This is a genomic window from Microbacterium sp. CnD16-F (assembly GCF_024124465.1).
In the GTDB taxonomy this organism is placed as follows: Bacteria; Actinomycetota; Actinomycetes; order Actinomycetales; family Microbacteriaceae; genus Microbacterium; species Microbacterium gawkjiense.
In genome coordinates this window covers 1-25,163 of the sequence record NZ_JAMXSA010000015.1, presented here as the reverse complement: position 1 = coordinate 25,163, position 25,163 = coordinate 1, and the positions used below count along the sequence as shown (strand labels likewise).

The 25,163-nt window shown below is 70.3% G+C and carries 25 protein-coding genes, 1 tRNA gene and 1 pseudogene; 18 read left to right on the top strand and 9 right to left on the bottom strand.

What is annotated here, in order from left to right:
• Position 1: 1 nt before the first annotated feature.
• Positions 2-2,578 (bottom strand): valine--tRNA ligase, encoded by a 2,577-nt coding sequence (gene valS / locus NH287_RS06200; protein WP_253034900.1) that lies wholly within the window; start codon positions 2,576-2,578, stop codon positions 2-4.
• Positions 2,579-2,850: 272 nt separating this feature from the next.
• Between valS and NH287_RS06195 the strand changes: the two genes are divergently transcribed.
• A complete protein-coding gene (locus NH287_RS06195; RefSeq protein ID WP_253034899.1) occupies positions 2,851-3,684 on the top strand; it encodes a type IV toxin-antitoxin system AbiEi family antitoxin domain-containing protein in 834 nt (277 codons plus the stop codon).
• Between the two features lie 140 nt (positions 3,685-3,824).
• Here NH287_RS06195 and NH287_RS06190 read toward each other — a convergent pair whose 3' ends face one another.
• The 3 genes from NH287_RS06190 to NH287_RS06180 are packed head-to-tail and all read right to left on the bottom strand — an operon-like array spanning position 3,825 to position 6,112.
• The gene (locus NH287_RS06190) at positions 3,825-4,634 is read right to left on the bottom strand and encodes a MetQ/NlpA family ABC transporter substrate-binding protein (RefSeq protein WP_253034898.1); all 810 of its coding nucleotides are present in this window, start codon (positions 4,632-4,634) and stop codon (positions 3,825-3,827) included.
• Positions 4,635-4,679: 45 nt separating this feature from the next.
• Positions 4,680-5,372, bottom strand: coding sequence for a methionine ABC transporter permease (locus tag NH287_RS06185; RefSeq protein WP_253034897.1), 693 nt, complete (start codon positions 5,370-5,372; stop codon positions 4,680-4,682).
• Positions 5,369-6,112: a methionine ABC transporter ATP-binding protein gene (locus NH287_RS06180; RefSeq protein ID WP_217531496.1), complete on the bottom strand. Its 744-nt coding sequence runs from the start codon at positions 6,110-6,112 to the stop codon at positions 5,369-5,371. Before NH287_RS06180 ends, NH287_RS06185 begins: the two co-directional genes overlap by 4 nt.
• Before the next feature lie 48 nt (positions 6,113-6,160).
• Here NH287_RS06180 and NH287_RS06175 point away from each other — a divergent pair, with 48 nt between their 5' ends.
• The gene (locus tag NH287_RS06175; protein WP_217531495.1) at positions 6,161-6,574 is read left to right on the top strand and encodes an OsmC family protein; all 414 of its coding nucleotides are present in this window, start codon (positions 6,161-6,163) and stop codon (positions 6,572-6,574) included.
• Here the strand turns inward: NH287_RS06175 and NH287_RS06170 are convergent.
• Both NH287_RS06170 and NH287_RS06165 read right to left on the bottom strand, forming a co-directional pair.
• Positions 6,571-7,083 carry a GNAT family N-acetyltransferase gene (locus NH287_RS06170; protein WP_217531494.1) on the bottom strand — a complete coding sequence of 171 codons (513 nt, stop codon included), beginning with the start codon at positions 7,081-7,083 and terminating at the stop codon, positions 6,571-6,573. The genes NH287_RS06175 and NH287_RS06170 overlap by 4 nt on opposite strands.
• Complete coding sequence (locus tag NH287_RS06165; RefSeq protein ID WP_253034896.1) at positions 7,080-7,742, bottom strand: hypothetical protein; 663 nt, start codon at positions 7,740-7,742, stop codon at positions 7,080-7,082. The genes NH287_RS06170 and NH287_RS06165 overlap by 4 nt, the downstream gene beginning before the upstream one ends.
• A gap of 221 nt (positions 7,743-7,963) precedes the next feature.
• Between NH287_RS06165 and ileS the strand changes: the two genes are divergently transcribed.
• From ileS to ndk, 4 genes are read left to right on the top strand one after another with little or no spacing between them, the layout of a single operon-like run.
• Positions 7,964-11,341, top strand: a complete 3,378-nt coding sequence (gene ileS, locus NH287_RS06160) for an isoleucine--tRNA ligase (RefSeq protein ID WP_253034895.1) — start codon at positions 7,964-7,966, stop codon at positions 11,339-11,341.
• Positions 11,338-12,690, top strand: coding sequence for a folylpolyglutamate synthase/dihydrofolate synthase family protein (locus NH287_RS06155; protein ID WP_253034894.1), 1,353 nt, complete (start codon positions 11,338-11,340; stop codon positions 12,688-12,690). Before ileS ends, NH287_RS06155 begins: the two co-directional genes overlap by 4 nt.
• Positions 12,687-13,082, top strand: coding sequence for a DUF4233 domain-containing protein (locus NH287_RS06150; protein WP_253034893.1), 396 nt, complete (start codon positions 12,687-12,689; stop codon positions 13,080-13,082). The genes NH287_RS06155 and NH287_RS06150 overlap by 4 nt, the downstream gene beginning before the upstream one ends.
• 1 nt (position 13,083) lies before the next feature.
• On the top strand, positions 13,084-13,500 hold the full coding sequence (gene ndk, locus NH287_RS06145; RefSeq protein ID WP_064002219.1) for a nucleoside-diphosphate kinase: 417 nt from the start codon (positions 13,084-13,086) through the stop codon (positions 13,498-13,500).
• Positions 13,501-13,552: 52 nt separating this feature from the next.
• On the opposite strand, the gene NH287_RS06140 is transcribed toward ndk, so the two are convergent.
• On the bottom strand, positions 13,553-14,158 hold the full coding sequence (locus tag NH287_RS06140) for a vitamin K epoxide reductase family protein (RefSeq protein ID WP_253034892.1): 606 nt from the start codon (positions 14,156-14,158) through the stop codon (positions 13,553-13,555).
• A gap of 302 nt (positions 14,159-14,460) precedes the next feature.
• Between NH287_RS06140 and NH287_RS06135 the strand changes: the two genes are divergently transcribed.
• The gene (locus NH287_RS06135) at positions 14,461-16,809 is read left to right on the top strand and encodes an Rne/Rng family ribonuclease (protein ID WP_253034891.1); all 2,349 of its coding nucleotides are present in this window, start codon (positions 14,461-14,463) and stop codon (positions 16,807-16,809) included.
• A gap of 9 nt (positions 16,810-16,818) precedes the next feature.
• Here the strand turns inward: NH287_RS06135 and NH287_RS06130 are convergent, their stop codons facing one another.
• Positions 16,819-17,091, bottom strand: a complete 273-nt coding sequence (locus NH287_RS06130) for a DUF4031 domain-containing protein (RefSeq protein WP_217531489.1) — start codon at positions 17,089-17,091, stop codon at positions 16,819-16,821.
• Between the two features lie 211 nt (positions 17,092-17,302).
• On the opposite strand from NH287_RS06130, the gene rplU reads away from it, so the two are divergent.
• The 11 genes from rplU (at position 17,303) to NH287_RS06075 (ending at position 24,749) form a co-directional block, all read left to right on the top strand.
• Entirely contained in the window at positions 17,303-17,611 is a 309-nt protein-coding gene (rplU, locus tag NH287_RS06125; protein ID WP_064002215.1) for a 50S ribosomal protein L21, read from the top strand.
• Between the two features lie 21 nt (positions 17,612-17,632).
• Positions 17,633-17,890, top strand: a complete 258-nt coding sequence (gene rpmA, locus NH287_RS06120) for a 50S ribosomal protein L27 (protein ID WP_064002214.1) — start codon at positions 17,633-17,635, stop codon at positions 17,888-17,890.
• A 71-nt stretch (positions 17,891-17,961) separates the two neighbouring features.
• On the top strand, positions 17,962-19,467 hold the full coding sequence (gene obgE / locus NH287_RS06115) for a GTPase ObgE (RefSeq protein ID WP_253034890.1): 1,506 nt from the start codon (positions 17,962-17,964) through the stop codon (positions 19,465-19,467).
• Entirely contained in the window at positions 19,464-20,294 is an 831-nt protein-coding gene (gene proB / locus NH287_RS06110) for a glutamate 5-kinase (RefSeq protein ID WP_064002212.1), read from the top strand. The genes obgE and proB overlap by 4 nt, the downstream gene beginning before the upstream one ends.
• Before the next feature lie 42 nt (positions 20,295-20,336).
• Complete coding sequence (locus NH287_RS06105) at positions 20,337-21,596, top strand: glutamate-5-semialdehyde dehydrogenase (RefSeq protein WP_217531487.1); 1,260 nt, start codon at positions 20,337-20,339, stop codon at positions 21,594-21,596.
• A gap of 44 nt (positions 21,597-21,640) precedes the next feature.
• Positions 21,641-21,865 (top strand): hypothetical protein, encoded by a 225-nt coding sequence (locus tag NH287_RS06100; RefSeq protein WP_253034889.1) that lies wholly within the window; start codon positions 21,641-21,643, stop codon positions 21,863-21,865.
• Positions 21,866-21,875: 10 nt separating this feature from the next.
• Positions 21,876-22,472, top strand: a complete 597-nt coding sequence (gene nadD, locus NH287_RS06095; RefSeq protein WP_064002209.1) for a nicotinate-nucleotide adenylyltransferase — start codon at positions 21,876-21,878, stop codon at positions 22,470-22,472.
• Positions 22,469-23,698 (top strand): hypothetical protein, encoded by a 1,230-nt coding sequence (locus tag NH287_RS06090; protein ID WP_253034888.1) that lies wholly within the window; start codon positions 22,469-22,471, stop codon positions 23,696-23,698. The genes nadD and NH287_RS06090 overlap by 4 nt, the downstream gene beginning before the upstream one ends.
• Positions 23,698-24,075, top strand: a complete 378-nt coding sequence (gene rsfS / locus NH287_RS06085; RefSeq protein ID WP_253034887.1) for a ribosome silencing factor — start codon at positions 23,698-23,700, stop codon at positions 24,073-24,075. Before NH287_RS06090 ends, rsfS begins: the two co-directional genes overlap by 1 nt.
• A 72-nt stretch (positions 24,076-24,147) precedes the next feature.
• Positions 24,148-24,223, top strand: a tRNA-Ala gene (locus tag NH287_RS06080).
• Between the two features lie 19 nt (positions 24,224-24,242).
• Positions 24,243-24,749, top strand: a complete 507-nt coding sequence (locus NH287_RS06075; RefSeq protein WP_139770613.1) for a hypothetical protein — start codon at positions 24,243-24,245, stop codon at positions 24,747-24,749.
• A 24-nt stretch (positions 24,750-24,773) separates the two neighbouring features.
• On the opposite strand, the pseudogene NH287_RS15430 reads toward NH287_RS06075, so the two are convergent.
• Positions 24,774-25,025, bottom strand: a pseudogene (locus NH287_RS15430) (zinc ribbon domain-containing protein); the annotation flags it as partial.
• Positions 25,026-25,163 lie beyond the last annotated feature (138 nt).

The following is a 25,163-nucleotide window of genomic DNA, read 5'->3' as shown; positions in this document are numbered from 1 at the left end:
GTCAGGCCTCCTGCGGGGTGAGGACGATGTCGCCGACCGACACCGTGTCGCCGGTCGCGTACGAGACCTGCACGATGCGTCCGACGGCGGCCAGGTCGCCCTCGGCCGAGCGGATGGCGTCGAGTGCGGCATCCGGTCCCGTGATGGTCAGCGACGCGACCGGCGTCTTCTGCGAGGCCTTCGCCTCGGTCTTCGCGCGGCGCACGCTGATGAGCGCTTCGCCCACCGTCCGCAGCACGGCCGGGTCGCCCTCGATGCCGAGCGGTTCGGGCCACGAGGCGGTGTGCACCGACCCCTCCTCGAACCACGACCAGGCCTCCTCCGCGGCGAACGAGAGCACCGGCGCGAGCAGACGCAGGAGCGTCGACAGGGCCATGCGGAGCGCGAGCGCTGCCGACGCCTGACCGGCGTCGGCCTGGTTGTACGCACGCTCCTTGACGAGCTCGAGGTAGTCGTCGCAGAAGGTCCAGAAGAACGCCTCGGTGACTTCCAGCGCGCGGGCGTGGTCGAAGGCGTCGAACGCCTTCGTGGCATCCCGGACGACCTGGTCGAGGGTCGCGAGCATCGACGCGTCCAGAGCGTGCGTGATGCGAGCGTCCTCGGGGACGGGGAACGAGAGCACGAACTTCGCCGCGTTCAGCACCTTGATCGCCAGGCGGCGACCGATCTTCACCTGGGTCGGGTTCTGCGGGTCGAACGCGGCGTCGGCGCCCAGTCGGCTCGAGGCCGCCCAGTAGCGGACCGCGTCGGTGCCGTGCGCGTCGAGGATGTCGGCGGGCGTGACGACGTTGCCCTTGGACTTCGACATCTTCTTCCGGTCGGGGTCGACGATGAAGCCCGAGATGGCGGCATCCGTCCACGGCGCGCGGCCGTCCTCGAGCACCGAGCGGACCATGGTCGAGAACAGCCACGTGCGGATGATGTCCTGCCCCTGCGGGCGCACGTCGAACGGGGCGACCAGGTTCCAGAGCTCGGGGTCGCGCTCCCAGCCGCCCGCGAGCTGCGGGGTCAAGGACGACGTCGCCCAGGTGTCGAAGATGTCGCGCTCGGCGTCGAAGCCGCCGGGCACGCCGCGCTGGTCCTCGGTGTAGCCGTCGGGCACGTCCGTCGTGGGGTCGACCGGGAGGCGCGAGAGGTCGGGGGTGAGGACGCGGTCGTAGTCGCGTTCGCCGTTCTCGTCGAGGCCGTACCAGACCGGGATGGGCACGCCGAAGAAGCGCTGCCGCGAGACGAGCCAGTCGCCGGTGAGGCCGTTCGTCCAGTTCTCGTACCGCACACGCATGAAGTCCGGGTGCCAGCCCATGCCGCGGCCCATCTCGATGAGCTTGTCGCGCAGTTCCGCGTCGCGGGCGCCGTTGCGGAGGTACCACTGGCGCGTCGAGACGATCTCGAGGGGACGATCGCCCTTCTCGTAGAACTTCACCGGGTGGGTGAACGGCTTCGACACCTCGAGCAGCTCACCGGACTCCTGCAGCAGCTCGACGATGCGCTTCTTGGCGCTGAACACCGTCTTGCCGGCGAGCTCCGCGTACGCCGCCTTCGCGGCATCCGTCACGAGCACGTCGGGGGCCTCGTCGATGATGCGACCGTCGCGGCCGAGGATCGTGCGGTTGGGCAGGTCGAGCTCGCGCCACCAGATGATGTCGGTCACGTCGCCGAACGTGCAGATCATGGCGATGCCCGTGCCCTTGTCCTTCACCGCGAGGGGGTGGGGGAGGACGGGGACCTCGACGTCGAACAGCGGGGTGCGGACGGTGGAGCCGAAGTAGGGCTGGTAGCGCTCGTCGTCGGGGTTCGCGACGAGTGCCACGCACGCGGGGAGGAGCTCGGGACGTGTCGTCTCGATGTGGATGTCGCCCGAACCGTCGCTCTTGTGGAAGGCGACGCGGTGGTACGAGGCCTGCTGGTCGCGATCCTCGAGCTCGGCCTGCGCGATGGCGGAGCGGAAGTCGATGTCCCAGAGGGTGGGCGCCATCGCCTGGTAGGCCTCGCCGCGCTCGAGGTTGCGGAGGAAGGCGAGCTGGCTCGTGCGGATCGTGTCGTCCGAGATGGTGCGGTAGGTCTGCGTCCAGTCCACCGACAGGCCGAGCTTGCGGAACAGGTCCTCGAACTGCTTCTCGTCCTCGATCGTCAGCTCCTCGCAGAGCTCGATGAAGTTGCGACGGCTGATCGGCACCTGGTCGGCCGGCTTGAGGCTCTTCGCGTCACCGCGGAACGGCGGCGTGAAGTCCGCGTCGTAGGGCAGCGAGGTGTCGCAGCGCACGGCGTAGTAGTTCTGCACGCGTCGCTCGGTGGGCAGACCGTTGTCGTCCCAGCCCATCGGGTAGAACACCGTCTTGCCGCGCATGCGCTCGTAGCGCACCTTCACGTCGGTGTGCGTGTAGCTGAACACGTGCCCGATGTGGAGCGAGCCGGATGCCGTCGGGGGAGGCGTGTCGATAGAGAAGACGCCCGCGCGCCCCTTCGCCTTGGCCGCGTCGCGGTCGAACAGGTACGTGCCCGCGTCGGACCACGCGGCATCCCACTTCTGCTCGAGGCCTTCCAGGGCGGGCTTGTCGGGAATGTGCGCATTCGTCATGGTGGGGCTCCTCGAGCGATATGTGCGGCACTGTGTGAGCGTGCCTGAGTGTGGGTGCCGAGCCAGTCTACCGCCGAGGCGTCAGCCGGACGGGTGACGGTTCGCAAGGAGATGGAGGTTATCGAGGAGCGGATGCCGGGATCCGCCCCTCGGGACGCGTCATCTCCTCGCGAACCTCCGGCGCTTCCTCCCGGGTGCGGACCGGGCCGCTCCCGTGCACACTGTTCCGGCCGTGCCGATTCCGCGCCTCGTCGGGGCCGCAGGCTGTGCGGATGAGGGTGACGGATGCGGTGGGTCAGCGCGGTGGGATCGTCCGATCGGCGGCGTTGCGCCGACTCGGCTTCAGTGAGCGCGCGGTGCGCACGGCGGTGGACACCGGGGAGCTCGTGAGGCCGCGGCGAGGGTGGGTCGCCCTCCCGTCGAGCGACCCCGCGCTCCGCGCGGCGGCCGCTGCAGGGGTCGTCCTCTCGTGCGTCACGCAGGCGCAGCGACTGGGGCTGTGGGTGCTGCACGCGGAGGGGGCGCACGTCGCGGCATCCGCTCATTCGGGATCCGTCCGGACCGAGGACCCGGGCACGGTCGTCCACTGGTCCGAGCCGATCGTGCCGCGCGCACCGGACGCGCTCGTCGACCCGATCGAGAACGTCCTCGCGCTCAGCGCGAGCTGTCTGCCGTTCGAGGAGGCCCTCGCGATCTGGGAGTCCGCGATCGAGCGGGGACTGGTCCAGCTGCCCGCGCTCCATCGGCTGCCGTTCCGCGGACGGGCACGCGAGGTCCTGGCCCAGGTGACACCCTTCGCCGGTTCGGGCCTCGAGTCCTTCATCCCGCCGCGGCTCGCGTGGCTGCGGGTGCCCATCGTGCCGCAGGCCTGGATCGCCGGACATCGCGTGGACTTCCTGCTGGGCGATCGCCTCGTCCTGCAGATCGACGGCGGCACCCACGTCGGCGCGCAGCGCGACAGGGACAACGCCCATGACGCCGAACTGATGCTGCTCGGGTACCACGTGATCCGCGTCGGGTACGCGCAGGTCGTGCATCGCTGGCACGTCGTGCAGGACGCCGTCGCGCGCGCGGTGGCGCAGGGGCTGCATCTCGCTGAGCGGTGACGGTGACGCTGTCGGTGACGGTTCGCGAGGAGATGGAGGTTATCGAGGAGCGGATGCCGGGATCCGCCCCTCGGGACGCGTCATCTCCTCGCGAACCTCCGCACAGCGACGCGCCGCGCGCCGCGGCCGGCGTCAGCGCGTCAGAACGCGGCCTCGATCGTCTCGTTGCCGTCGATGATCTCGCGCACCGGGTCGCTCGTGAACGCGTCGATGAGCGCCTCGGTGGAGGCGGCATCCGCGTCCTCCTCGGGAACGACCAGCTGCAGGGCGAAGCGGTCGTCGAGCTCGGTCAGCAGCCCGTCGTCCTGCGGGGTGAGGCCGAGGGCGGCGATGTGGGACGGCCACTGGAAGACCAGGTCGGCCTCGTCGTACGCCGTGTTGAGCTGGTTGATCTGGAGTTCGAGGAACTGCAGGTCCTTCGGGTTCTCGGCGATGTCGTCCACGGTCGCCTCGTACGGGTCGACGCCCTCGGCGAGGGTGACGATCTTCGCGTCGGCGAGCATCTTCAGCGCGCGGCCGGTGTTGGAGGCGTCGTTCGGGATCGCGACGGTCGCCCCCTGGGGCAGGTCCGCGATGTCGTCGATCGTCTTCGAGTAGAACGCGATCGTGAAGTTGTAGATCGGCTGGACCGCTGTCAGCGATGCGTCGTTCGCGGCGTTGAACTCCTGCATGTAGGGCTCGTGCTGCGAGAAGTTCGCGTCGATGTCGCCGGCGGCGAGCATCTTGTTGATCGTGACGTAGTCGGCGACCTCGACGAGCTCGATGGCGTAGCCGTCCTCGATCTGGTCGGCCGCGGCCTCGACGACGTCGGTCATGGGCGAGGTGACGGCGCCGACCCGCAGCGTCTGCACCTGCTCACCGCCCGGTGCGGCGGGTGAGGCGCAGCCGGCCAGGAGGGCAACGGCGGCGGCCGTGAGGGCGGCGGCGAGGGTGAGGCGGCGCGGGGACATGGTGCTCCTTGTGGGATGGGGGTGGATGCCGGTGGTGGCGGACGCTCAGCGATGGTCGAGGCGGACCGAGATCCGCTGCCCGACCGCTTGGATCACGAGGACGATGGCGAGGATGACGAGGATCGTGAAGTACATGAGCGCGTCGTCGTACTCCTGGTAGCCGTACCGCAGCGCGAAGTCTCCGATCCCGCCGCCGCCGACCACGCCGAGGACGGTCGAGTAGGACAGCAGGCTGATGCTCGCCGAGGTCAGCGCGTACACGAGACCCGGCAGCGCCTCGGGCAGGAAGAAGCGCCACACGGTCTGCGGCACCGTGGCCCCGAGGGTCTGCGCGACGCGGGGGATGCCGGGGCTCACCTCGCGAAGGATCTGCTCGACCAGCCGGCCGTACACGGCGACGGCGACGACGCACAGCGAGAATGTCGCAGCGGGCGTGCCGAAGGTGGTGCCGTAGATCGCCCGGGTCGCCGGCACGAGGAACACGACGAGCAGCAGGAACGGGAACGAGCGGATGACGTTGATCAGGACGTTCGCGACGGTCCACACGACCCGCTGCGAGCGGATGCCCCCGGGTCGGGTGAGGTAGACGGCGGCGCCGAGGGGCAGGCCGAGCAGCACGGCGGCCGCCAGCGAGACGCCGAGCATGTAGCCGGTCTCGCCCAGGGCCTCGATGAGGTCGTCGCCGCGCTCGGCCAGCGACGCTCCGAGCGAGGCGAGGACGTCGTCGGGGTCGTTCATGCGCCGAGCTCCCGTCGCGCGCGATCGAGGTACGTCTCGCGCTCGCCGCGTGCGGTCGGGGAGACCGCGAGGATCTCGACGAGCCGGCCGTCGTCGAACAGGGCGACGCGGTCGCAGATCGAGCGGACGACGTCGAGGTCGTGGGTGACGATCACGACGGTCGTCCCGAAGCGATCGCGGGCGTCGCGCAGAAGATCGAGCACCTCGCCGGCGGTCGCCGCGTCGAGCGCCGACGTGGGCTCGTCGCAGAGCAGCAGCCGGGGGCGCGTCACGAGGGCGCGGGCGATGCCGACGCGCTGGCGCTGACCACCGCTCAGCTGGGCGGGATACGCGTCGGCCCGGTGGTCGAGCCCGACGAAGCGCAGCGCATCATCGACGGCCTGGGCTGACCGCTCGCTCCGGGGGCGGAGGGCGAGCGGGAGGTCGACGTTCTGCCGCACGGTGCGATTCGCGAGGAGATGCACGCCCTGGAAGACGACGCCGATCTCGCGCCGCAGGCTGCGGAGCCCCGTTCGACCGAGCCGTCCGACATCCTGGCCGAGCACGCTGACCGTGCCGGAGGTGGCGGCGACCTCACCCGTCAGCACCGAGAGGAGGGTGCTCTTCCCGGCGCCGCTCTCGCCGATGACGCCGAGGATCTCGCGGTCCGCGACGGTCAGGTCCACGTCCGCGAGACCGCGGACGCCTCCGGGGTACTCCACACCTGCGCGAGCGAGCTCGACAGGGGGCGCAGGCAGCACGGACGGACCTCAGAACGTTGTTGGATGAAGTCCAATTATAGTTCTGCCATGAGCACCAGGTACCGGACCGAGGCGATCAACGACGACGGCGGGACGGGTGTCAGCCGGGTCGTCGGCGGCCTGGAGGTCGCGGTCTCGAACCCGCTGAGCCCCGATGCGGACCTGTCGCGCAGCAATCCCGAGCAGTTGCTCGCCCTCGCCTGGGCCACCTGCCTCGACGCCACCCTGCAGGCGATCGTGAAGGCCGCGCACCGGACTCGGGTCCGCGTCGAGGTCGAGCTCCACGACTCCCCGGAGCGCGGCGGCTACGAGTTCCACGTCACCGCTTTCGTCTCCGCCGAGGGACGCACCCTCGCCGAGACAGAGGAACTCGTCGCTGCCGCCCACCATCGATGCCCGATCTCCCGCCTGCTGCAGGGTGCGGCGACCGTCGGCATCCGTGCGGAGGAGTGGGCCTCCTAGCGGTCCACGGCGAAACCGAGGTGCGGCATGTCGACGCCTCGGTAGCGGGTGACGAAGCGGCGACGGACCGTCATCCCGAGGCGGATGGCGACGTTCATGGACGCGATGTTCGTGTCGCGGACTTTTGCCCACACGGTCGGGGCGTCGAGGTTGCGGAAGGCCCAGTCGCGTGACGCCGCGGCGGCCTCGGTCGCGTATCCCCGATGCCAGTGCGCCCGCTGGAAGAGGTACCCGACTTCCAGGACCTCGACGTCTTCGATCCGCTGGCGGGTGATCCCGCACTGGCCGATCATCCCGCCCGGCTCGGCGGCGAGCTCGACCGCCCAGAGCCCGAACCCGTCCTCCTCGTAACGTTGCAGGTTGCGATCGAGCCACGCCCGGCACTCCGCCTCGGCGAAGGCCCCTTCGTAGGCGGTCATCGCAACCGGGTCGGTGAGGATCGTCCGGAGCGCCGGCAGATCGTCTTCGCCCATGTCTCGGAGAACCAACCGGGCAGTACGCAGCCTCATTCGCCGGTCCGGACGTCGATCCCGAGGGATGCCGCGAGCGCGAGTGCGTGCGAGGCCGCCTGGTCGGCGGTCACGGTCACGCCGCGCAGCATCCGGACATCCGTGAACGACAGCACCTCGGCGCCGCGCAGGTCGACGTCGCTCGCCTGCCACTCCCTGACGTCCATCTCGTCCACCGACGTCCCCCCGAACCGCATCCGCTCGACGCGGGCGCCCGGCAGGTCGAGGGTGCCGATGCGGCATCCGCTCACCTCGACGTCGCGCAGGGTCGCGCCCCCACCCGTCAGGTAGTCGACCCGGACGCCGTCGAGGACGAGGCCGTCGCACCGCGCTCGCGAGAGGTCGAGCGTGCCGATCCGCCCGCCGCGCACCACGACCGTCCGCCACGTCCCCTCGCGGGCGACCAGCTCGGCTGTCGACACCGCGTCGAGGACGACGTCCGCCAGGATCGCGCCGGTCAGATCGATGGAGTGAACGGATGCCGGGGCCACGACGCTCTCGCTGATGCGGCTGTGCGCGGCATCCGTCGTTCCGGGGTCGAGGTCGATGCGCGCCTCGGAGAACGCGCCCGACCGGCGCAGCGTCGCGGGTTCGAGCGCGCGGGGCAGATCGGGATCGGGGATGCGGGGCGGCTCGGGACGGGTGCGGGGGCGGGCCATGACGCCAGGCTATGCCGACGGTATGATTGTGGACATCAGCACCGATCCGGCCATCACCGGGGAGCTCTCGGAAGAACAGCGGTCCGCCGCCCAGTAGAACCGAGCGGGGCAGGCCCGTCATCGCCGCAGGTGAGTGGGTGCCCCCGGATCCGGGTGGCATCAAGCGGGGTGGTACCGCGGTCTCCGGATCGTCCTCGCAGGAGCAGACCTGCAGGAGTGACATGACCTACCCCCGACCTTCCGCCTTCGGCCCGGCCGCCGACGCGCCCGCGGCCGTCGTCCCGAGCCCGCGCTTCCCCGACCTCGAGCGCGAGGTCCTCGCGTTCTGGGAGCAGGACGACACGTTCCGCGCTTCGATCGCGCAGCGCGACGGCGCCGACGAGTGGGTGTTCTACGACGGTCCGCCGTTCGCCAACGGCCTGCCGCACTACGGGCACCTCCTCACCGGCTACGCGAAGGACCTCTTCCCGCGCTTCCAGACCATGCGCGGCAAGAAGGTCGACCGGGTCTTCGGGTGGGACACGCACGGCCTCCCCGCTGAGCTCGAGGCGATGAAGCAGCTCGGGATCACCGAGAAGAGCGAGATCGAGGACATGGGGATCGCCGCCTTCAACGCGAAGGCGCGCTCCTCCGTGCTCGAGTACACGCAGGAGTGGGAGAACTACGTCACCCGGCAGGCCCGCTGGGTCGACTTCGAGCGCGGCTACAAGACGCTCGACACCGGGTACATGGAGTCGGTGCTGTGGGCCTTCAAGGAGCTCTACGACAGGAACCTCGCCTACGAGGGGCACCGCGTGCTGCCGTACTGCTGGCGCGACGAGACGCCGCTGTCGAACCACGAGCTGCGCATGGACGACGACGTCTACAAGATGCGCCAGGACCCGTCGGTGACGGTGACCTTCCCGCTCGTCGGCGCGAAGGCCGAGGCCCTGGGCCTCACCGCCGTCCGTGCGCTCGCCTGGACGACGACGCCGTGGACCCTGCCGACCAACCTCGCGCTCGCCGTCGGACCCGACATCGAGTATGTGGTCCTGCCGGGCGGTCCCGCCGGCGCCGCCGACGTTCACGAGGACGCCCTCGAGGGGCAGTCCCACCGCTACCTGCTCGCCGCCGACCTCCTCGCGAACTACGCGAAGGACCTCGGCTACGCCTCCGCCGAGGAGGCGCGCGCCGCCGTCGACCAGACCGTCCGCGGAGCGGAGCTCGCCGACGTCGCGTACGACCGCCTGTTCGACTACTACGCCGACGAAGAGACGTGGGCCACGCAGAACGCCTGGCGCATCCTCGTCGACGACTACGTCACCACGACCGACGGCACCGGCATCGTCCACCAGGCCCCGGCATACGGTGAGGACGACCAGCGTGTGACGGGGGCCGCCGGCATCCCGCTCATCATGAGCCTCGACGACGGCGGACGCTTCCTGCCGCAGGTGACCGACGTCGCCGGCGAGCTGTGGATGGACGCGAACCGTCCCCTCATCCGCCTGCTGAAGGCCGAGGGGCGCCTCTTGCGCGAGGCGTCGTACGAGCACTCGTACCCGCACTGCTGGCGCTGCCGGAACCCCCTCATCTACAAGGCCGTCTCGAGCTGGTTCGTGCGGGTCACCTCGATCAAGGACCGCCTCGCCGAGCTCAACGAGCAGATCACGTGGGCGCCCGAGAACGTCAAGCACGGACAGTTCGGCAAGTGGCTCGAGGGCGCGCGCGACTGGTCGATCAGCCGCAACCGGTTCTGGGGCTCGCCGATCCCGGTGTGGAAGAGCGACGACCCCGAGTACCCCCGCGTCGACGTCTACGGTTCGCTCGAGGACCTCGAGCGCGACTTCGGTCGCCTGCCGGTGAACGAGGCCGGCGAGGTGGACCTCCACCGCCCGTTCATCGACGACCTGACGCGGCCGAACCCCGACGACCCGACCGGGCAGTCCACGATGCGCCGCATCGAGGACGTGTTCGACGTGTGGTTCGACTCCGGCTCGATGCCGTACGCGCAGGTGCACTACCCGTTCGAGAACCGCGAGTGGTTCGACGAGCACGCCCCCGCCGACTTCATCGTCGAGTACATCGGGCAGACCCGCGGCTGGTTCTATGTCATGCACGTGCTCTCGGGTGCGCTGTTCGACCGTCCCGCGTTCTCGGGCGTCGCCTGCCACGGCATCGTCCTCGGCAGCGACGGGCAGAAGATGTCGAAGTCCCTGCGCAATTATCCGGACGTCAGCGAGGTCTTCGACCGCGACGGCTCCGACGCGATGCGCTGGTTCCTGATGAGCTCGTCCGTCTTGCGCGGCGGCAACCTCGTCGTCACCGAGGAGGGCATCCGCTCTGGCGTGCGCGAGTTCCTCCTGCCGCTGTGGAACGCCTGGTACTTCTTCTCGACGTACGCGAACGCGGCCGGCGGACCCGACGGCGAGGGGTACGAGGCCGTCTGGCGCACGGACTCCACGAACGTCCTCGACCGTCACATCCTGGCGCTCACCGGCGACCTCGTCCGCGACGTCGCCGCCGACCTCGAGGCGCTCGACTCGACGATGGCCGCCGCCAAGCTCCGCGAGTTCGCCGAGGCGCTCACCAACTGGTACATCCGCCGCTCCCGCGACCGGTTCTGGGTGGGGGTGGATGCCGCCGACCCGAGCACGACCGAGGCGTTCGATACGCTCTACACGGTGCTCGAGACGCTCACCCGCGTCGCAGCGCCCCTCATCCCGCTCGTCGCTGAGCGCGTCTGGCAGGGACTCACCGGGGGTCGCAGCGTGCACCTCGAGGACTGGCCCGACGCCGCGCGGTTCGCCGCGGCATCCGACATCCGCGAAGCCATGGACACCGTCCGCGAGGTCTCGTCGGTCGCCAACGCGCTGCGCAAGAAGGAGGGCAAGCGCGTGCGTCTGCCCCTCGCGTCGCTGACGGTCGCCGTGACGGGCGCCGACGGACTCGCGCAGTTCGAGGACATCGTCCGCGACGAGCTCAACGTCAAGGCGGTCGAGGTCGTCGAGCTCACCGACGGCCTGGCCGAGCAGTACGGCATCAGCCAGCGTCTCGCGGTCAACGCGCGCGCCGCGGGGCCGCGCCTGGGCAAGCAGGTGCAGCACGTCATCAAGGGCGCCAAGGCGGGCCTGTGGAGCGAGGAGGGCGGCGTGGTCGTCGTCGACGGCATCGCGCTCGAGCCGGGGGAGTACGACCTCACGCTCGAGGCGGGCGGCGTCGCCGAGGGCACCGCGATCGCGCTCCTTCCGCGCGGCGGCTTCGTCCTGCTCGACACCACGACGACGCCCGAGCTCGAGGCCGAAGGCCTCGCGCGCGACGTCATCCGCGCCGTGCAGGACGCCCGCAAGGCGGCCGGATTCGAGGTGAGCGACCGCATCGCGCTGCAGCTCACCTTCGCCGACCGTGCCGACGCCGAAGCCGTCGCCGCGGCGTTCGACGTCGCCGACGTCGCAGGCGAGACCCTGTCGGTCGCCGACCTCGTCGCGACCGCCGACGGCGACACGCTGCGCGGCGAGGCCCTGCGCTCGAGCCCCGAGTACACGGCATCCGTCCCCGCCGGCACGTACGCGAACGCCGGCGACCTCACCATCGGCGTCCGCCGGATCGGAGCGACCTCATGAGCGACCGGACCCGAGCGGATGCCGTCTACGCGGCGCTCCTGCAGCGGCAGGGCGAGCGGTGGGTCGAGCCCCGCGTCGAGCGCACCCGCCGCGCCCTCGAGCTCCTCGGCGATCCGCAGCGGACCTACCGCGTCATCCACGTGACGGGCACGAACGGCAAGACGTCGACGAGCCGCATCGCGGAATCGATCGTGCGCGCCCACGGACTGCGCACGGGGCTGTTCACCAGCCCTCACCTCGAGCGGTTCACGGAGCGGATCATGATCGACGGCGAGCCGATCGCCGATGCCGCGGTCGCCGACGCGTGGGACGAGATCGCCCCGATCGTCGCGCTGGTGGACGAGGAGCTCGACGGCAAGGGCGAGCCGCCGCTCACCTTCTTCGAGCTGCTCACCGTGCTCGCCTTCGTCTCGTTCGCCGACGCCCCCGTGGACGTCGCCGTGATCGAGGTGGGCATGGGCGGCGCGTGGGACTCGACGAACACGGCCGACGGCGACGTCGCGGTCTTCGCCCCCATCGACATCGACCACGCCGACAAGCTCGGCGACACGATCGCCCAGATCGCGACGGTGAAGGCCGGGATCATCAAGCCGAACGCGGCTGCCGTCTCGGCGGCGCAGCAACCCGCGGCCCTCAGCGTGCTGACGACGGCCGCGCGGGCTCAGGGCGCGTCCCTGGCCGTCGAGGGCGAGCAGTTCGGCCTGCTCGACCAGAAGCTCGCGGTCGGCGGTCAGCTGCTCACGGTCCGCGGACTCGCCGCGACCTACGAGGAGCTGTATCTGCCCCTCTACGGCGCGCACCAGGGGCGCAACGCCGCCCTCGCGATCGCCGCGGTCGAGTCGCTCATCGGCGGTGGCACGCAGCCGATCGCCCCCGATGTGCTGGCCGACGGACTCGGTGCCGCCACCTCGCCGGGGCGCCTGCAGCTCGTGGGAGTCGCGCCCACCGTGCTCGTGGACAGCGCCCACAATCCGCATGGCGCGCGATCGCTCGTCGCAGCGCTCGGCGAGTCGTTCGACTTCGACGAGTGGGGCCTCGTTCTCGGCGCCTTCGCCGACAAGGACGTCGCCGGCATCGTCGGCACGCTCGCGCCCGCCGTCGCGCACGTGTTCGCCACGGCGCCCGAGTCCGACCGGGCGGAGGAACCGGATGCCGTCGCCGACCTCGTCGAGCAGACCGAGACACCCGTGACGGTCCACCGCGACCTCGCCGATGCCGCCGAGGCCGCGCGTGCGTGGGCTGCGGCATCCGACCGCCGGGCCGTCGTCATCGCCGGCAGCGTCGTGCTCGCCGGCGAAGCCGTCGTGCTCGCCGAGGCGGAGGACTGGAAGTCGGGGTACGAGGCGTGAGCGGGCCACGCGTGCGCCGCCGGCGCGGCGCCCGGGAGTCGCTCCTCTCGGTCATCCTCGGGTTCGAGTCGATCGTCGCGTTCCTGGCCGGGCTCGCGGTCTACGGCCTGCGCGCGCTGCCCGAGGGCATCGAGCCGTGGTGGGGGATCGTCGGCGGTGTCGTCCTCGGCGTCCTGATGATCGCCCTCGCAGGGGTCACCCGGTACCGCTGGGCGGTCATCGCCGGCGGCGCCCTGCAGGTCGTCATCGCGCTCGGGGCGATCCTCGTGCCCGCGCTCCTCATCGCGGCGGCCGTTTTCGGCGCGTTGTACGTCTATGGCACCATCAAGGGCGGCGCGCTCGATGCGCGCAACGCCTCACTCGCCGCCGAGGCGGAGAAGAACGGAGACTGACATGGCCACCGAACAGACCCTCGTCCTGGTGAAGCCCGACGGGGTCGCCCGCGGACTCACCGGCGCGATCCTCGCCCGCATCGAGGCGAAGGGGTACTCGCTCGTCGACATCCGCCTCGTCGAGCCCGACCGCGAGCGTCTTGAGCAGCACTACGCCGAGCACGCCGGCAAGCCCTTCTACGAGCCGCTGCTCGAGTTCATGATGTCGGGGCCCTCGGTCGCCATCCGCCTCGCCGGCAACCGCGTCATCGAGGGGTTCCGCTCCCTGGCCGGCACCACCGACCCGACCACGGCGGCACCGGGCACCATCCGCGGCGACTTCGGCCGCGACTGGGGTCTCGCCGTCCAGCAGAACCTCGTCCACGGCAGCGACAGCGTCGAGTCCGCGAACCGCGAGCTCGCCATCTGGTTCGACTGACCCGGATCCACGAGAGCGCCCGTCCCGTCATCGGGGCGGGCGCTTCGTCGTGTCAGCGGGTGAACTCCGAGATCCAGTCCAGCTGCACCTGCGCGATCACCCCGATGATGGCGAAGGCGACGATCGCCATGAGCGGCGTCCACGCCATCAGGGCGTCCGCGCGACGGCGTGCGGCAGCGGACGCCGGCAGCGCGCCGACCCGCACCAGATGCACGGCGACGGCGAAGAACGTCGGGATCGTCACCGACCACGTGACCATGCACCAGGGGCAGAGGGTCGCGAGCACGAAGATGCTCTGCGAGATGAGCCAGAGGACGAAGGCGAAGGCGGCGGTGACGCCGACCCCGAACAGCACCCAGAACCACCGCGCGAAGCGCGCGCCGGCGAGCAGCGCCGCACCGACCACGATCGGCGCGACCCAGCCCGTCAGGCCGAGGATCGGGTTCGGGAATCCGAACACCGACCCCTGCGCCGATTCGAGGTTCTTGCCGCATTGGACGAGCAGGCTGATGTCGCAGGATGCCGCCGACCCGGGATTCTCGAGGAGATGGAAGCGCTCGGTGGTCAGCTGGAAGGCGGCGAACCAGCCCACGACGCCGGCGAAGATGAGCCACAGGGCGAAGACGGTCGGGCGGGAGGTGCGGCTCGGGGAGGGCATGCGGGCGATTATCGCACCGCGCGTGATCCGCTCCCTGAGGCGCCGGCCGTGCATGTCCGAGGGCGTCGGTCACGGCTCCGGCTCGGGAAGTGGGATAATGGGGGTCGACGTCCCCGCGGCCGCGCCGCCAGGATGTCACCAGAAGACTTCGGGCGAGCAACGCCCGCGCAGCATCACCCCGCCGCGAGTGCGGGGATCGGCTGCAGACCAGATGAGTTCGCGGCACACCTCCGAGACCGGAGCGGAGCCGCCCGATTTTCGCCGGACGGCACGCGGAGCCGTCGGCTGGGAGTAAGCCAGAGATGGCAGATGAGACGAACGACACGACAGCATCCGATGCGACCGAGGGCGTTCTGACGCCTCACGACGCCGACGGCGGGACCGAGACCGGCCAGCCCGTCGAGGCGGAGTCGCAGCCCGCCGAGCCGACCGAGGACGCGCCCGTGGACGCGGCCGTCGAGGTCGAGGCCCCCGCCGAGGTGGCTCCGGCCGCGGAGGCGCCCGCCGAAGAGGCGCACGGGACCGAGGCGCCCGCGGAGGAGGCGCCCGTGACCGAGACGCCCGCGGCGGAAGCGCCGGGGGCACCGGAAGAGCCCGCCGCCCCCGCGATCCCCACCGCCGTGAGCCTCGGTCTGCTCCCGGAGCAGTTCGTCTCCGCGGTGTCGACCGCGCTGCACTTCTACGCCCCCGAGGTCGCCCCGCTCCCTGCCCTGTCGCGCGACGATCGTGACGACCGCGACGACGCCGGAGCCGAGGCATCCGGGGGATCGCGTCGCCGCAACCGCCGGCGCGGCGGCGGCAACACGTCCGAACAGAACGACGAGCCCGCGGCGCCGCGTCGTCGCGTCGTCGAGGTCATCACCGAGCCGCAGCGCATCAAGGGCTCGACGCGCCTCGAGGCCAAGAAGCAGCGTCGCCGCGACGGACGCGAGGCGGGCCGTCGGCGCGCCGTCGTCACCGAGGCGGAGTTCCTCGCGCGCCGCGAGTCGGTCGACCGCGACATGATCGTTCGTTCGCGCGGCGGCCGCATCCAGATCGCCGTGCTCGAGGACAACGTCCTCGTCGAGCACTACGTCGCGCGCAACCAGGACGCCTCCCTCATCGGCAACGTCTATCTCGGCCGCGTGCAGAACGTGCTCCCCAGCATGGAGGCGGCCTTCGTCGACATCGGTCGCGGTCGCAACGCCGTGCTGTACTCGGGCGAGGTGGACTGGGATGCCGTCGAGACCGGCAACCAGCCGCGCCGGATCGAACTCGCCCTCAAGTCCGGCGACCGCGTCCTCGTGCAGGTCACCAAGGACCCCGTCGGCCACAAGGGTGCGCGACTGACCAGCCAGATCTCGCTCCCCGGCCGCTACCTCGTGTACGTGCCCGGCGGCGCGATGAACGGCATCTCGCGCAAGCTCCCCGACACCGAGCGCGCCCGCCTCAAGAAGATCCTCAAGGAGGTCCTCCCGGAGTCCTCGGGCGTCATCGTGCGCACCGCGGCGGAGGGAGCCACCGAGGAGCAGCTCACCCGCGACGTGCAGCGCCTCACCTCGCAGTGGGAGCACATCAGCACGCAGGCTCAGACGGGCCAGGCGCCCGCGCTCCTGCACTCCGAGCCCGACCTGCTCGTCAAGATCGTCCGCGACGTCTTCAACGAGGACTTCCGCAAGATGCTCATCCAGGGAGATGAGGCGTACCAGACGATCACGTCCTACCTCACCGGCGTCGCCCCCGACCTGCTCGAGCGCATCGAGAAGTACGAGGGGGAGCAGGACCCGTTCGACGTGTTCCGCGTGACGGAGCAGATCGAGAAGGCGCTCGACCGCAAGGTGTGGCTGCCCTCCGGCGGATCGCTCGTCATCGACCGCACCGAGGCCATGACGGTCGTCGACGTCAACACCGGCAAATTCGTCGGCACGGGCGGCAACCTCGAGGAGACCGTCACCAAGAACAACCTCGAGGCCGCGGAGGAGATCGTCCGCCAGCTGCGGCTGCGCGACATCGGCGGCATCATCGTCGTCGACTTCATCGATATGGTGCTCGAGTCCAACCGCGACCTCGTCCTGCGCCGCCTCGTCGAGTGCCTGAGCCGCGACCGGACGAAGCACCAGGTCGCCGAGGTCACCTCGCTCGGCCTCGTGCAGATGACCCGCAAGAAGATCGGCCTCGGGCTGCTCGAGACCTTCAGTGAGGCGTGCGAGGTGTGCGCCGGTCGCGGCGTCATCGTGCACCACGACCCGGTCGTCAAGCACCGCGCCTCGTCGGGCGGGGGCAACGGCAACGGCAACAACCGGCGCCCGCGTCAGAACGGCGGCTCCGCGCCGGCGCAGAACGGCGCCGCCGCCGCACCGGCACCCGGCGGCACGCACGTGATCACCGAGGGTGTGAAGTCCGCGCTCGCGCAGATCGCGGCATCCACCATCCAGCCGCACGAGGAGCCCGCCGCCGTCGTCGCGGAGGAGCCCGTCGCCGAGCGTCCCGAGCGGCCCAAGCGCCCGCGCCGCAAGAAGGCGGAGCCCGCCAAGACCGACGCCGACCGCCTGCTCGACTCGGTGCTCGAGGCGCTGCCCGAGCCGAAGGCGCCCGGTCAGGGGCGCGCGCGTCGTCGCGTGACGACCGCCGCGCTGACCGGCACGCCCGTCCAGACCCCGACCGAGGACTGAACGCGCACGTCACCGTCCGCGGCGCTCGCGGGCGGTGACGCGCAGTCCCGAGGCGATCAGCCGACGGACGAGGTCGTGCGCACTCACGCGCTCCGCACCGCCCGCCACGAGGCGGTCGATCGCGTCCTCGGGGACGTCGTAGTGGTCGCGGTCGAAGGCGCGGGGCGGGATGCCGTGGGTCGCCGCGAAGGCGTGGAGCTCGTCGAGGTCGTTGTCCGAGACCATGTGGGCCCAGAGCCTGCCGTGCGCCGGCCACATCGCGGAGTCGACGAGGATGGCCATCCGCCGATCATATGACCGCACCGCGCGAGGGGGACCGGCCGCGGCGCGCCGGGCCGCGCTTTTGCCCTCACTGCGGCGATCGGGTATTCTGGCTCCTTGGTGCGTCACGTGTCGCAGGCAGTTGCGACGCAGAGCCTGGCTTCCGCACCACGACTTCCAGTCTCATCAGACAATCGGAGCCGAGCGCTCCACAGAAGAAACAAGGTGTGAAGTGGTTTACGCAGTTGTGCGCGCCGGTGGCCGTCAGGAGAAGGTCCAGGTCGGCACCATCGTCGTCCTCGACCGTCAGGCGGCGAAGGTCGGCGACAAGATCGAGCTCCCCGCCGTCCTGTTCGTCGACGGCGACGCCGTGACGACCGACGCCGACAAGCTCGCGAAGGTCAAGGTCACCGCCGAGGTCCTCGGCGAGGAGCGCGGCCCGAAGATCGTCATCCAGAAGTTCAAGAACAAGACCGGCTACAAGAAGCGCCAGGGCCACCGCCAGGACCTCACGCGCGTCAAGATCACCGGCATCAAGTAAGAAGCCGAGAGGACACGAGAGATGGCACACAAAAAGGGCGCAAGCTCCACCCGTAACGGTCGTGACTCCAACGCACAGCGCCTCGGCGTGAAGCGTTTCGGCGGCCAGCAGGTCCTCGCCGGCGAGATCATCGTCCGTCAGCGCGGCACCCACTTCCACCCGGGCGCCGGTGTCGGCCGCGGTGGCGACGACACGCTGTTCGCGCTGGCCGCGGGCGCGGTCGAGTTCGGCACGAAGGGCGGCCGCAAGGTCGTCAACATCGTGTCGGTCGCCGAGTAATCGGACGCAATCCTTCACGAGGGGCGGGCTACGGCCCGCCCCTCGTCTTTTCCCCTGATAGGAGACATCGCATGGTGACGTTCGTCGACCGCGTGACGCTGCATCTGCGCGCGGGCAAGGGCGGCAACGGCTGCGTCTCTGTCAAGCGCGAGAAGTTCAAGCCGCTCGCCGGCCCCGATGGCGGCAACGGCGGGCACGGCGGTGACATCGTCCTCGTCTCCGACCCGCAGGTGACGACGCTCCTGTCGTACCACCACTCGCCGCACCGCTCGGCCGGCAACGGCGGGTTCGGCATGGGTGACCACCGCTCCGGCGCGAACGGCGAGCCCCTCGAGCTCACCGTCCCCGTCGGCACGGTCGTCAAAGACGACAACGGTGAAACCCTCATCGACATGGCGACCCCCGGCATCCGCTTCGTGGTCGCGCCGGGCGGGCAGGGCGGTCTCGGCAACGCGGCGCTCGCGAACCCCAAGCGCAAGGCCCCCGGCTTCGCGCTACTCGGCACGCCCGGCTGGGAGGGCGATGTCCACCTCGAGCTGAAGACGGTCGCCGACGTCGCCCTCGTGGGCTTCCCGTCCGCCGGCAAGTCGAGCCTGATCGCGGCGATCTCCGCCGCGCGGCCCAAGATCGCCGACTACCCGTTCACGACGCTCCACCCGAACCTCGGGGTCGTCCAGGCCGGCGATGCGCGGTACACCGTCGCCGACGTGCCCGGCCTCATCGAGGGTGCCAGTGACGGCAAGGGTCTGGGACTCGAGTTCCTGCGTCACGTCGAACGCTGCACGGCGCTCGTGCACGTCCTCGACTGCGCGACGCTCGAGCCCGGTCGCGATCCCCTCAGCGACCTCGACGTGATCCTCGCCGAGCTCGGGGCCTACCCCGTGCCCGAGGGCCAGGTGCCCCTGCTGGAGCGTCCGCAGCTCGTCGCACTCAACAAGCTCGACGTCCCCGAGGCGAAGGACCTCGCCGACCTCGTCCGACCCGAGCTCGAAGCGCGCGGCTTCCGCGTGTTCGACATCTCGACCGTCAGCCGCGACGGTCTGCGTCAGCTGACCTTCGCGCTCGGCGAGATCGTCGAGGAGCACCGCGCGGCCCTCGCTGCCGCGCCCGCGCCGGAGCGCGTCGTGATCCGCCCGAAGGGATCGACGAAGGACTTCGAGATCCGCGTCGAGGGCGGCACGTACGGCAACATCTTCCGCATCCTCGGCGACAAGCCGTTGCGGTGGGTGCAGCAGACCGACTTCCAGAACGAGGAGGCCGTCGGATTCCTGGCGGACCGCCTCGAGAAGCTGGGCGTCGAGGACGGCCTCTTCAAGGCCGGCGCGCAGGCCGGGTCGACGGTCGTGATCGGCCCCGGTGACGGCATCGTGTTCGACTGGCACCCGTCCCTCGGGTCCGCGGCCGAGCTCATGACCGCGCCGCGCGGCACCGACCCCCGACTCGATCTGAACCCGCGTCGGACGACGTCCCAGCGCCGTGACCGCTATCACGAGCGGATGGATGCGAAGGCCGAGGCCCGCGCCGAGCTCGAGTCCGAGCGCCTCGCGGCCCGCGGGGAGGACGAGGACGCGTCGTGACGCTGCAGGACCGCGCAGGCCTCGCCGGCGCACGCCGTGTCGTGGTGAAGGTCGGGTCGTCCTCGATCAGCGGTGAGAACGCCGGCAAGATCGGACCGATCGTCGATGCCCTCGCCGAGGCGCACGCGCGCGGCACCGAGGTCGTGCTGGTCTCCTCCGGCGCCATCGCCACCGGCATGCCGTTCCTGCTCCTCGACGCGCGTCCGAGCGACCTTGCCACGCAGCAGGCGGCCGCCGCGGTGGGGCAGAACGTCCTCATCTACCGCTACCAGGAGGCGCTGCGCCCGTTCGAGATCGTCGCGGGTCAGGTCCTGCTGACGGCGGGCGACCTCGAGAACCCGACGCACCGCTCGAACGCGCGACGCGCGATGGAGCGATTGCTGGGTCTGCGGATCCTGCCGATCGTCAACGAGAACGACACCGTCGCGACCCACGAGATCCGCTTCGGCGACAACGACCGGCTCGCCGCCCTCGTCGCCCAGCTGATCGGGGCCGACGCACTCGTGCTGCTGAGCGACATCGAGACGCTCTACACCCGCCCGCCCGACGAGCCCGGCGCCGTCCCCATCACGCGCGTCGACTTCGGTGACGACCTCGCCGGGTACCAGTTCGGCTCCGTCGTCGTGAACAGCGTCGGCACCGGGGGAGCGGCCACGAAGGTGTCGGCGGCCCGGCTCGCGTCCGCTGCGGGGATCGCGGTGCTCGTCACGAGCGCCGATCTCGTGCACGCGGCGCTCCGCGGCGACGAGGTGGGCACGTGGTTCGCGCCGAACCCGCATCCGGCCGCGCCGTCGATCACCGGGTCCGTGCGGGTTCCCGAGGCCTGACACGGGGGGAGCGGCGGCATCCGTCCGCTCTAGACTTGGCGGATGACGATCACCGCGACCACCCCCCAGGAGCGCATGCACGCGGCGCGCACCGCGTCCCGGTCCCTGGGTCTGTTGACGGATGCCGCCAAGGCCGACCTCCTGCGCTCGATCGCCGCCGCGATCGAGGCGAACATCGCGCCCATCGTCGCCGCCAACGCCGAGGACCTGGCGCGCGGCCGCGCCGACGGCCTCTCGACCGGCCTGCTCGATCGGTTGACGCTCGACGATCAGCGGGTGCGCGCCCTCGCTGCCGCCGTGCGCGACGTCGCCGAGCTCCCTGACCCCGTGGGTCGCGTGCTCGATGAGCGCGTCCTGCCCAACGGATTGCACCTGCAGAAGGTGTCCGTCCCGTTCGGGGTGATCGGCTCGATCTACGAGGCCCGCCCCAACGTGACCGTCGACATCGCCGCCCTCGCGCTGCGGTCGGGCAACGCCGTGGTCCTTCGCGGCGGGAGCGCTGCGCAGTCCTCGAACGCGGCCCTCATCGCCGTCATGCGCGGCGCCCTCGCCGAGGCCGGCGTCGACCCCGAGGCCATCCAGACCGTCGACGACTTCGGTCGGGACGGCGCGCGGGCGCTCATGCGCGCCCGCGGACTCGTCGACGTCCTCGTCCCGCGCGGCAGCGCGCAGCTGATCGAGACGGTCGTCACGGAGTCGTCGGTGCCGGTCATCGAGACCGGTGCGGGCGTCGTGCACATCGTCCTCGACGAATCGGCTCCGCTCGAGTGGGCGACCGACATCGCCGTCAACGCGAAGGTGCAGCGCCCCAGCGTATGCAACGCCGTCGAGACTCTGCTGGTGCATCGGGGCGCCGCCGAGCGCCTCGTGCCGCCCGTGGTGGCCGCTCTGCAGGCCCAGGGGGTCACCGTCCACGGCGACGACGCCACCGCGGCACTGGCGGCCGATGTGGTCCCCGCGACGGAGGCCGACTGGGCGACCGAGCACATGAGCCTCGACATCTCGGTGCGTGTCGTCGACGACCTCGACGAGGCCCTCGCGCACATCCGGCGCTACTCGACACAGCACACCGAGTCGATCATCACGGCCGACGACGCGGCCGCGGAGCGGTTCCTCGCCGAGGTGGATGCCGCGGTCGTCATGGTCAACGCGTCGACCCGTTTCACCGACGGCGGCGAGTTCGGCTTCGGCGCTGAGGTGGGCATCTCGACGCAGAAGCTCCACGCGCGGGGCCCCATGGGCCTCCCGGAGCTGACGACCACCAAGTGGCTGGCGCGGGGCGCCGGGCAGATCCGCTCCTGACCACCTAAACTGTTCCTGCACCCGACCCCTCGAACGGAGCCCGAATGAATCTCGCGACGACCATCGTTTCCGCTGCGGCGGAGGCCGAGCACCAGGGCGGCAACGTCATGGCCACGACCTTCGTCTACGGTGTGGTGGCCCTCGTGCTGTTCCTGCTGCTCGCGCTCGTGTCGGTGTCGTACCGCAACGTGGCCAACCGCCACGCGCACAAGGCCGAGGCGTACGCCGCGAAGAACCCCGTGCAGCAGGCGGGCCACGGCCACCACTGAGGCCGTGTCCATGGCAACCACGCGCGCACCGCGTATCGGTGTGATGGGCGGCACGTTCGACCCGATCCATCACGGCCACCTCGTGGCGGCGAGCGAGGTCGCTCAGTCGTTCGATCTCGACGAGGTCATCTTCGTCCCGACCGGTCAGCCGTGGCAGAAGTCGGGCGTCTCCTCGGCGGAGCACCGGTATCTGATGACCGTCATCGCGACGGCATCCAACCCGATGTTCACCGTGAGCCGCGTCGACGTCGACCGGACCGGGGCGACCTACACGATCGACACCCTGCGGGACCTCAAGGCGCAGCGGCCCGACGCCGACCTCTTCTTCATCACCGGGGCCGACGCCATCGCGCAGATCCTCGGATGGCGCGACGTCGCCGAGCTGTGGGAGCTCGCGCACTTCGTGGCGGTGTCGCGTCCGGGGCACACGCTCAGCGTCGACGGGCTGCCAGCTGAGGACGTCAGTAAGCTCGAGATCCCCGCCCTGTCGATCTCCTCCACCGACTGCCGCGCTCGCGTGAGCCGTGGACACCCCGTCTGGTACCTCGTCCCGGATGGCGTCGTCCAATACATCGCGAAGCATCACCTGTATCGGAGCAAGGCATGAGCACACCTGACCAGCCGAGCACTCCGCCGCTCACCCGGCGCCAACTGCGCGAGCTGCGCAACACGGCATCCACGCCCATCATCACCCCCGAGCAGGCGCGGGCGGATGCCGAGATGTCGGATGCCGCCGCGGAGGAAGCGGCCGAGGCGGCCGCCGCCCACGAAGCCGAGGTCGCGCCCGAGCGGACGCCGATCGCGCTCGACGATCTCTCCGACCTCGACCCGGACGCGCATCCCGTCACGCGGCGACAGGCGCGTCTGCTGGAGAAGCTGCGCACCGGCACCGTCGAGGTGATCCCGACCGACACCGGCGACGTCCCCACCTCGGAGACCGAGGCCGACGCCGGAGATGAGGCGCCCGAGGATGCTCCCGACGTCGTCGACGCCGAGGACATCGAACACCCCGAGGAGCCTGCAGCGGCGGACGAGCCTGCTGTCGATGAGCCCGCGGACGAGATCGAGGCCGAGCCGCTGCACGGAGCCGTCGACGAGGACGCGCACGGAGCCGTCGACGAGGTCGCGCACGATGTCGACGAGGACGCGCACGATGTCGACGACGAGGAGCCCGCGGCCCACGGCGACGAGTCCGCGGAGCACGAGAATCTCGCCGAGGAGGAGCGCGCACAGGACGACGCGCCCGCAGAGGCGGATGCCGACGAACCGGCCGACGCCGCCGCCGAACCCGCGGAGCGCAAGGAGACGGAGGCGCACGACGAGGAGCAGGAGCCGGCGCGCGTCGTCGCGCCCGATCTCGGCGCGCAGCTGCTCGAGGACGGGGCGGCGCACGTCGAACTGCCGCCGTCGTTCGACCACCTGCTGACCCGGGGAGGGAGCGGGTCCGCCTCCGCGCCGAACGCCCTCATCCTGTCGCAGACGCCCGACACCGGCTCGCTGTCGGTCCCGATCCTCGGTACCGGTGAGTTGATCATCACGGGCAGCTATCAGCTGCCCGACACGTTCGGCTCGACCGGTGGAGCCCCCGGGGTCTCCGACGGGAAGGATGCCGACGCCGCCCTCATGGACGGGGAACTCCCGCCGGCGTCGTCGCCCACCCCGATCGCCGCGTCGGCCGCGATCAGTACGATCAAGAGTGCGGATGACATCATCCGCCCCCCGGCGCCCGAAAAGGGCAGCCGCCTCATGATGACACTCGCGATCTGCGCCGGAGCCCTCGGGCTCGCCATCGCGACAGTGCTCGTCCTCATCCTTGTGAACGGAAGTTTCTGATGGTCGCTGCAGAGCACACGCACGAACTCGTCCAGGTGGCCGCCGCCGCCGCCGGCAGCAAGGGCGGCACGGATCTCGTCGCCTTCGACGTCTCCGGTCCGCTCCCGCTCATCGACGCGTTCCTCCTCGTGACGGGAAACAGCGAGCGCAATGTTGCCGCCATCGCCGACGAGGTCGAGGACAAGATGCTCGAGGCCGGGCAGAAGCGTCTGCGCCGCGAAGGGCGCGACGAGTCGCGTTGGGTGCTGCTGGACTTCGGCGACCTCGTCGTCCACGTCTTCCACGAGGAGGAGCGGGTCTTCTACGGGCTCGAGCGCCTGTGGAAGGACTGCCCGGTCATCCCCGTGACGATCGCGGAGCCCACTCCGAGCGAGTGACGATGTCGCCTCGTGTTCAGAGCACTCCTCGGCGTGTAGTAAGCTGAATGAGTTGCCGCGAGCGGCGACCAAGGGCCTGTGGCGCAGCTGGTAGCGCACCTGCATGGCATGCAGGGGGTCAGGGGTTCGAGTCCCCTCAGGTCCACCAAAAGTTCGAAAGTCGAAACTTGCCCCGCTTGAATGCGGGGCATTTTCGTTGTTGCTACCGGGCCTGCGCTGTAGGTGTTGATTCTCTGCGAAGTCACGGTGTCGACACCGGCCTGGGGCTGCAGCTCGACGTTCTCGTTCTCGTCCACGATGATGCGCGTGAACAAGGCTTGGTTCAGGAACCGGCGTTCAGCGGGTTCGCAACGCAGGTACAACCCTTGCAGATCGGTGAGCACGGCGAGCATGTCTTCGAGGCCTTCACGGGCGTCCGCGTAGCGGGAATGCAGGCTGTCGAGCCTGGTCTGGATCGCGCCGAGTGCGTTCTGGATTCGGTCTTGCTCGCTCTTCAACAGATCGACCGGGATCGCATCGGCGTAGTGCGCCTGCACGAGCTTCAACCGTTCGGACTCGAGGCGAGCCTTCTGCTCGGTGAGTGCCGCGCGCTCGTCGCTGGCCCCGCCTTCGAGCCTGTCGAACACCTCGTGCAGAATCTTCCCAACCCCGGCAGCTTGGTCTTCGGTGAGTGACTTCGTGGCGTATGCCTGCTCGACTTTCAGTTCGATCCGCTCCACCAGGATCGCACTTCGCGTGCAACTCGTGGTTTTGCGACGGCGACCTGAGCAGGAGAAGTAGTCGTACCGTTCGCCCGTGTTTCCCTGCGGACGTTCAAGCATGAGCTTTGCCCCACAGGAGCAGTAGAGCGCGCCTTTGAGGTAGTGGTCGTGCTTCTGCGGTCGCTGACCTCGCTGGTTGTTGCGGTCGAGAATCTGCTGCACTTTCGACCAGACCTCGGGTGTGACCATCACGTCGTGGCTGAGTAGTGCCCCGTAGAGTGGTGTAACGATCCCGGCCAGTAAACGTCAGCGTGGCCACCGGGATCTTCCTTCGAGGAAACTCTCACATCCCACTCGAAAGGCGTCACACCGATGACCACTCCCTCT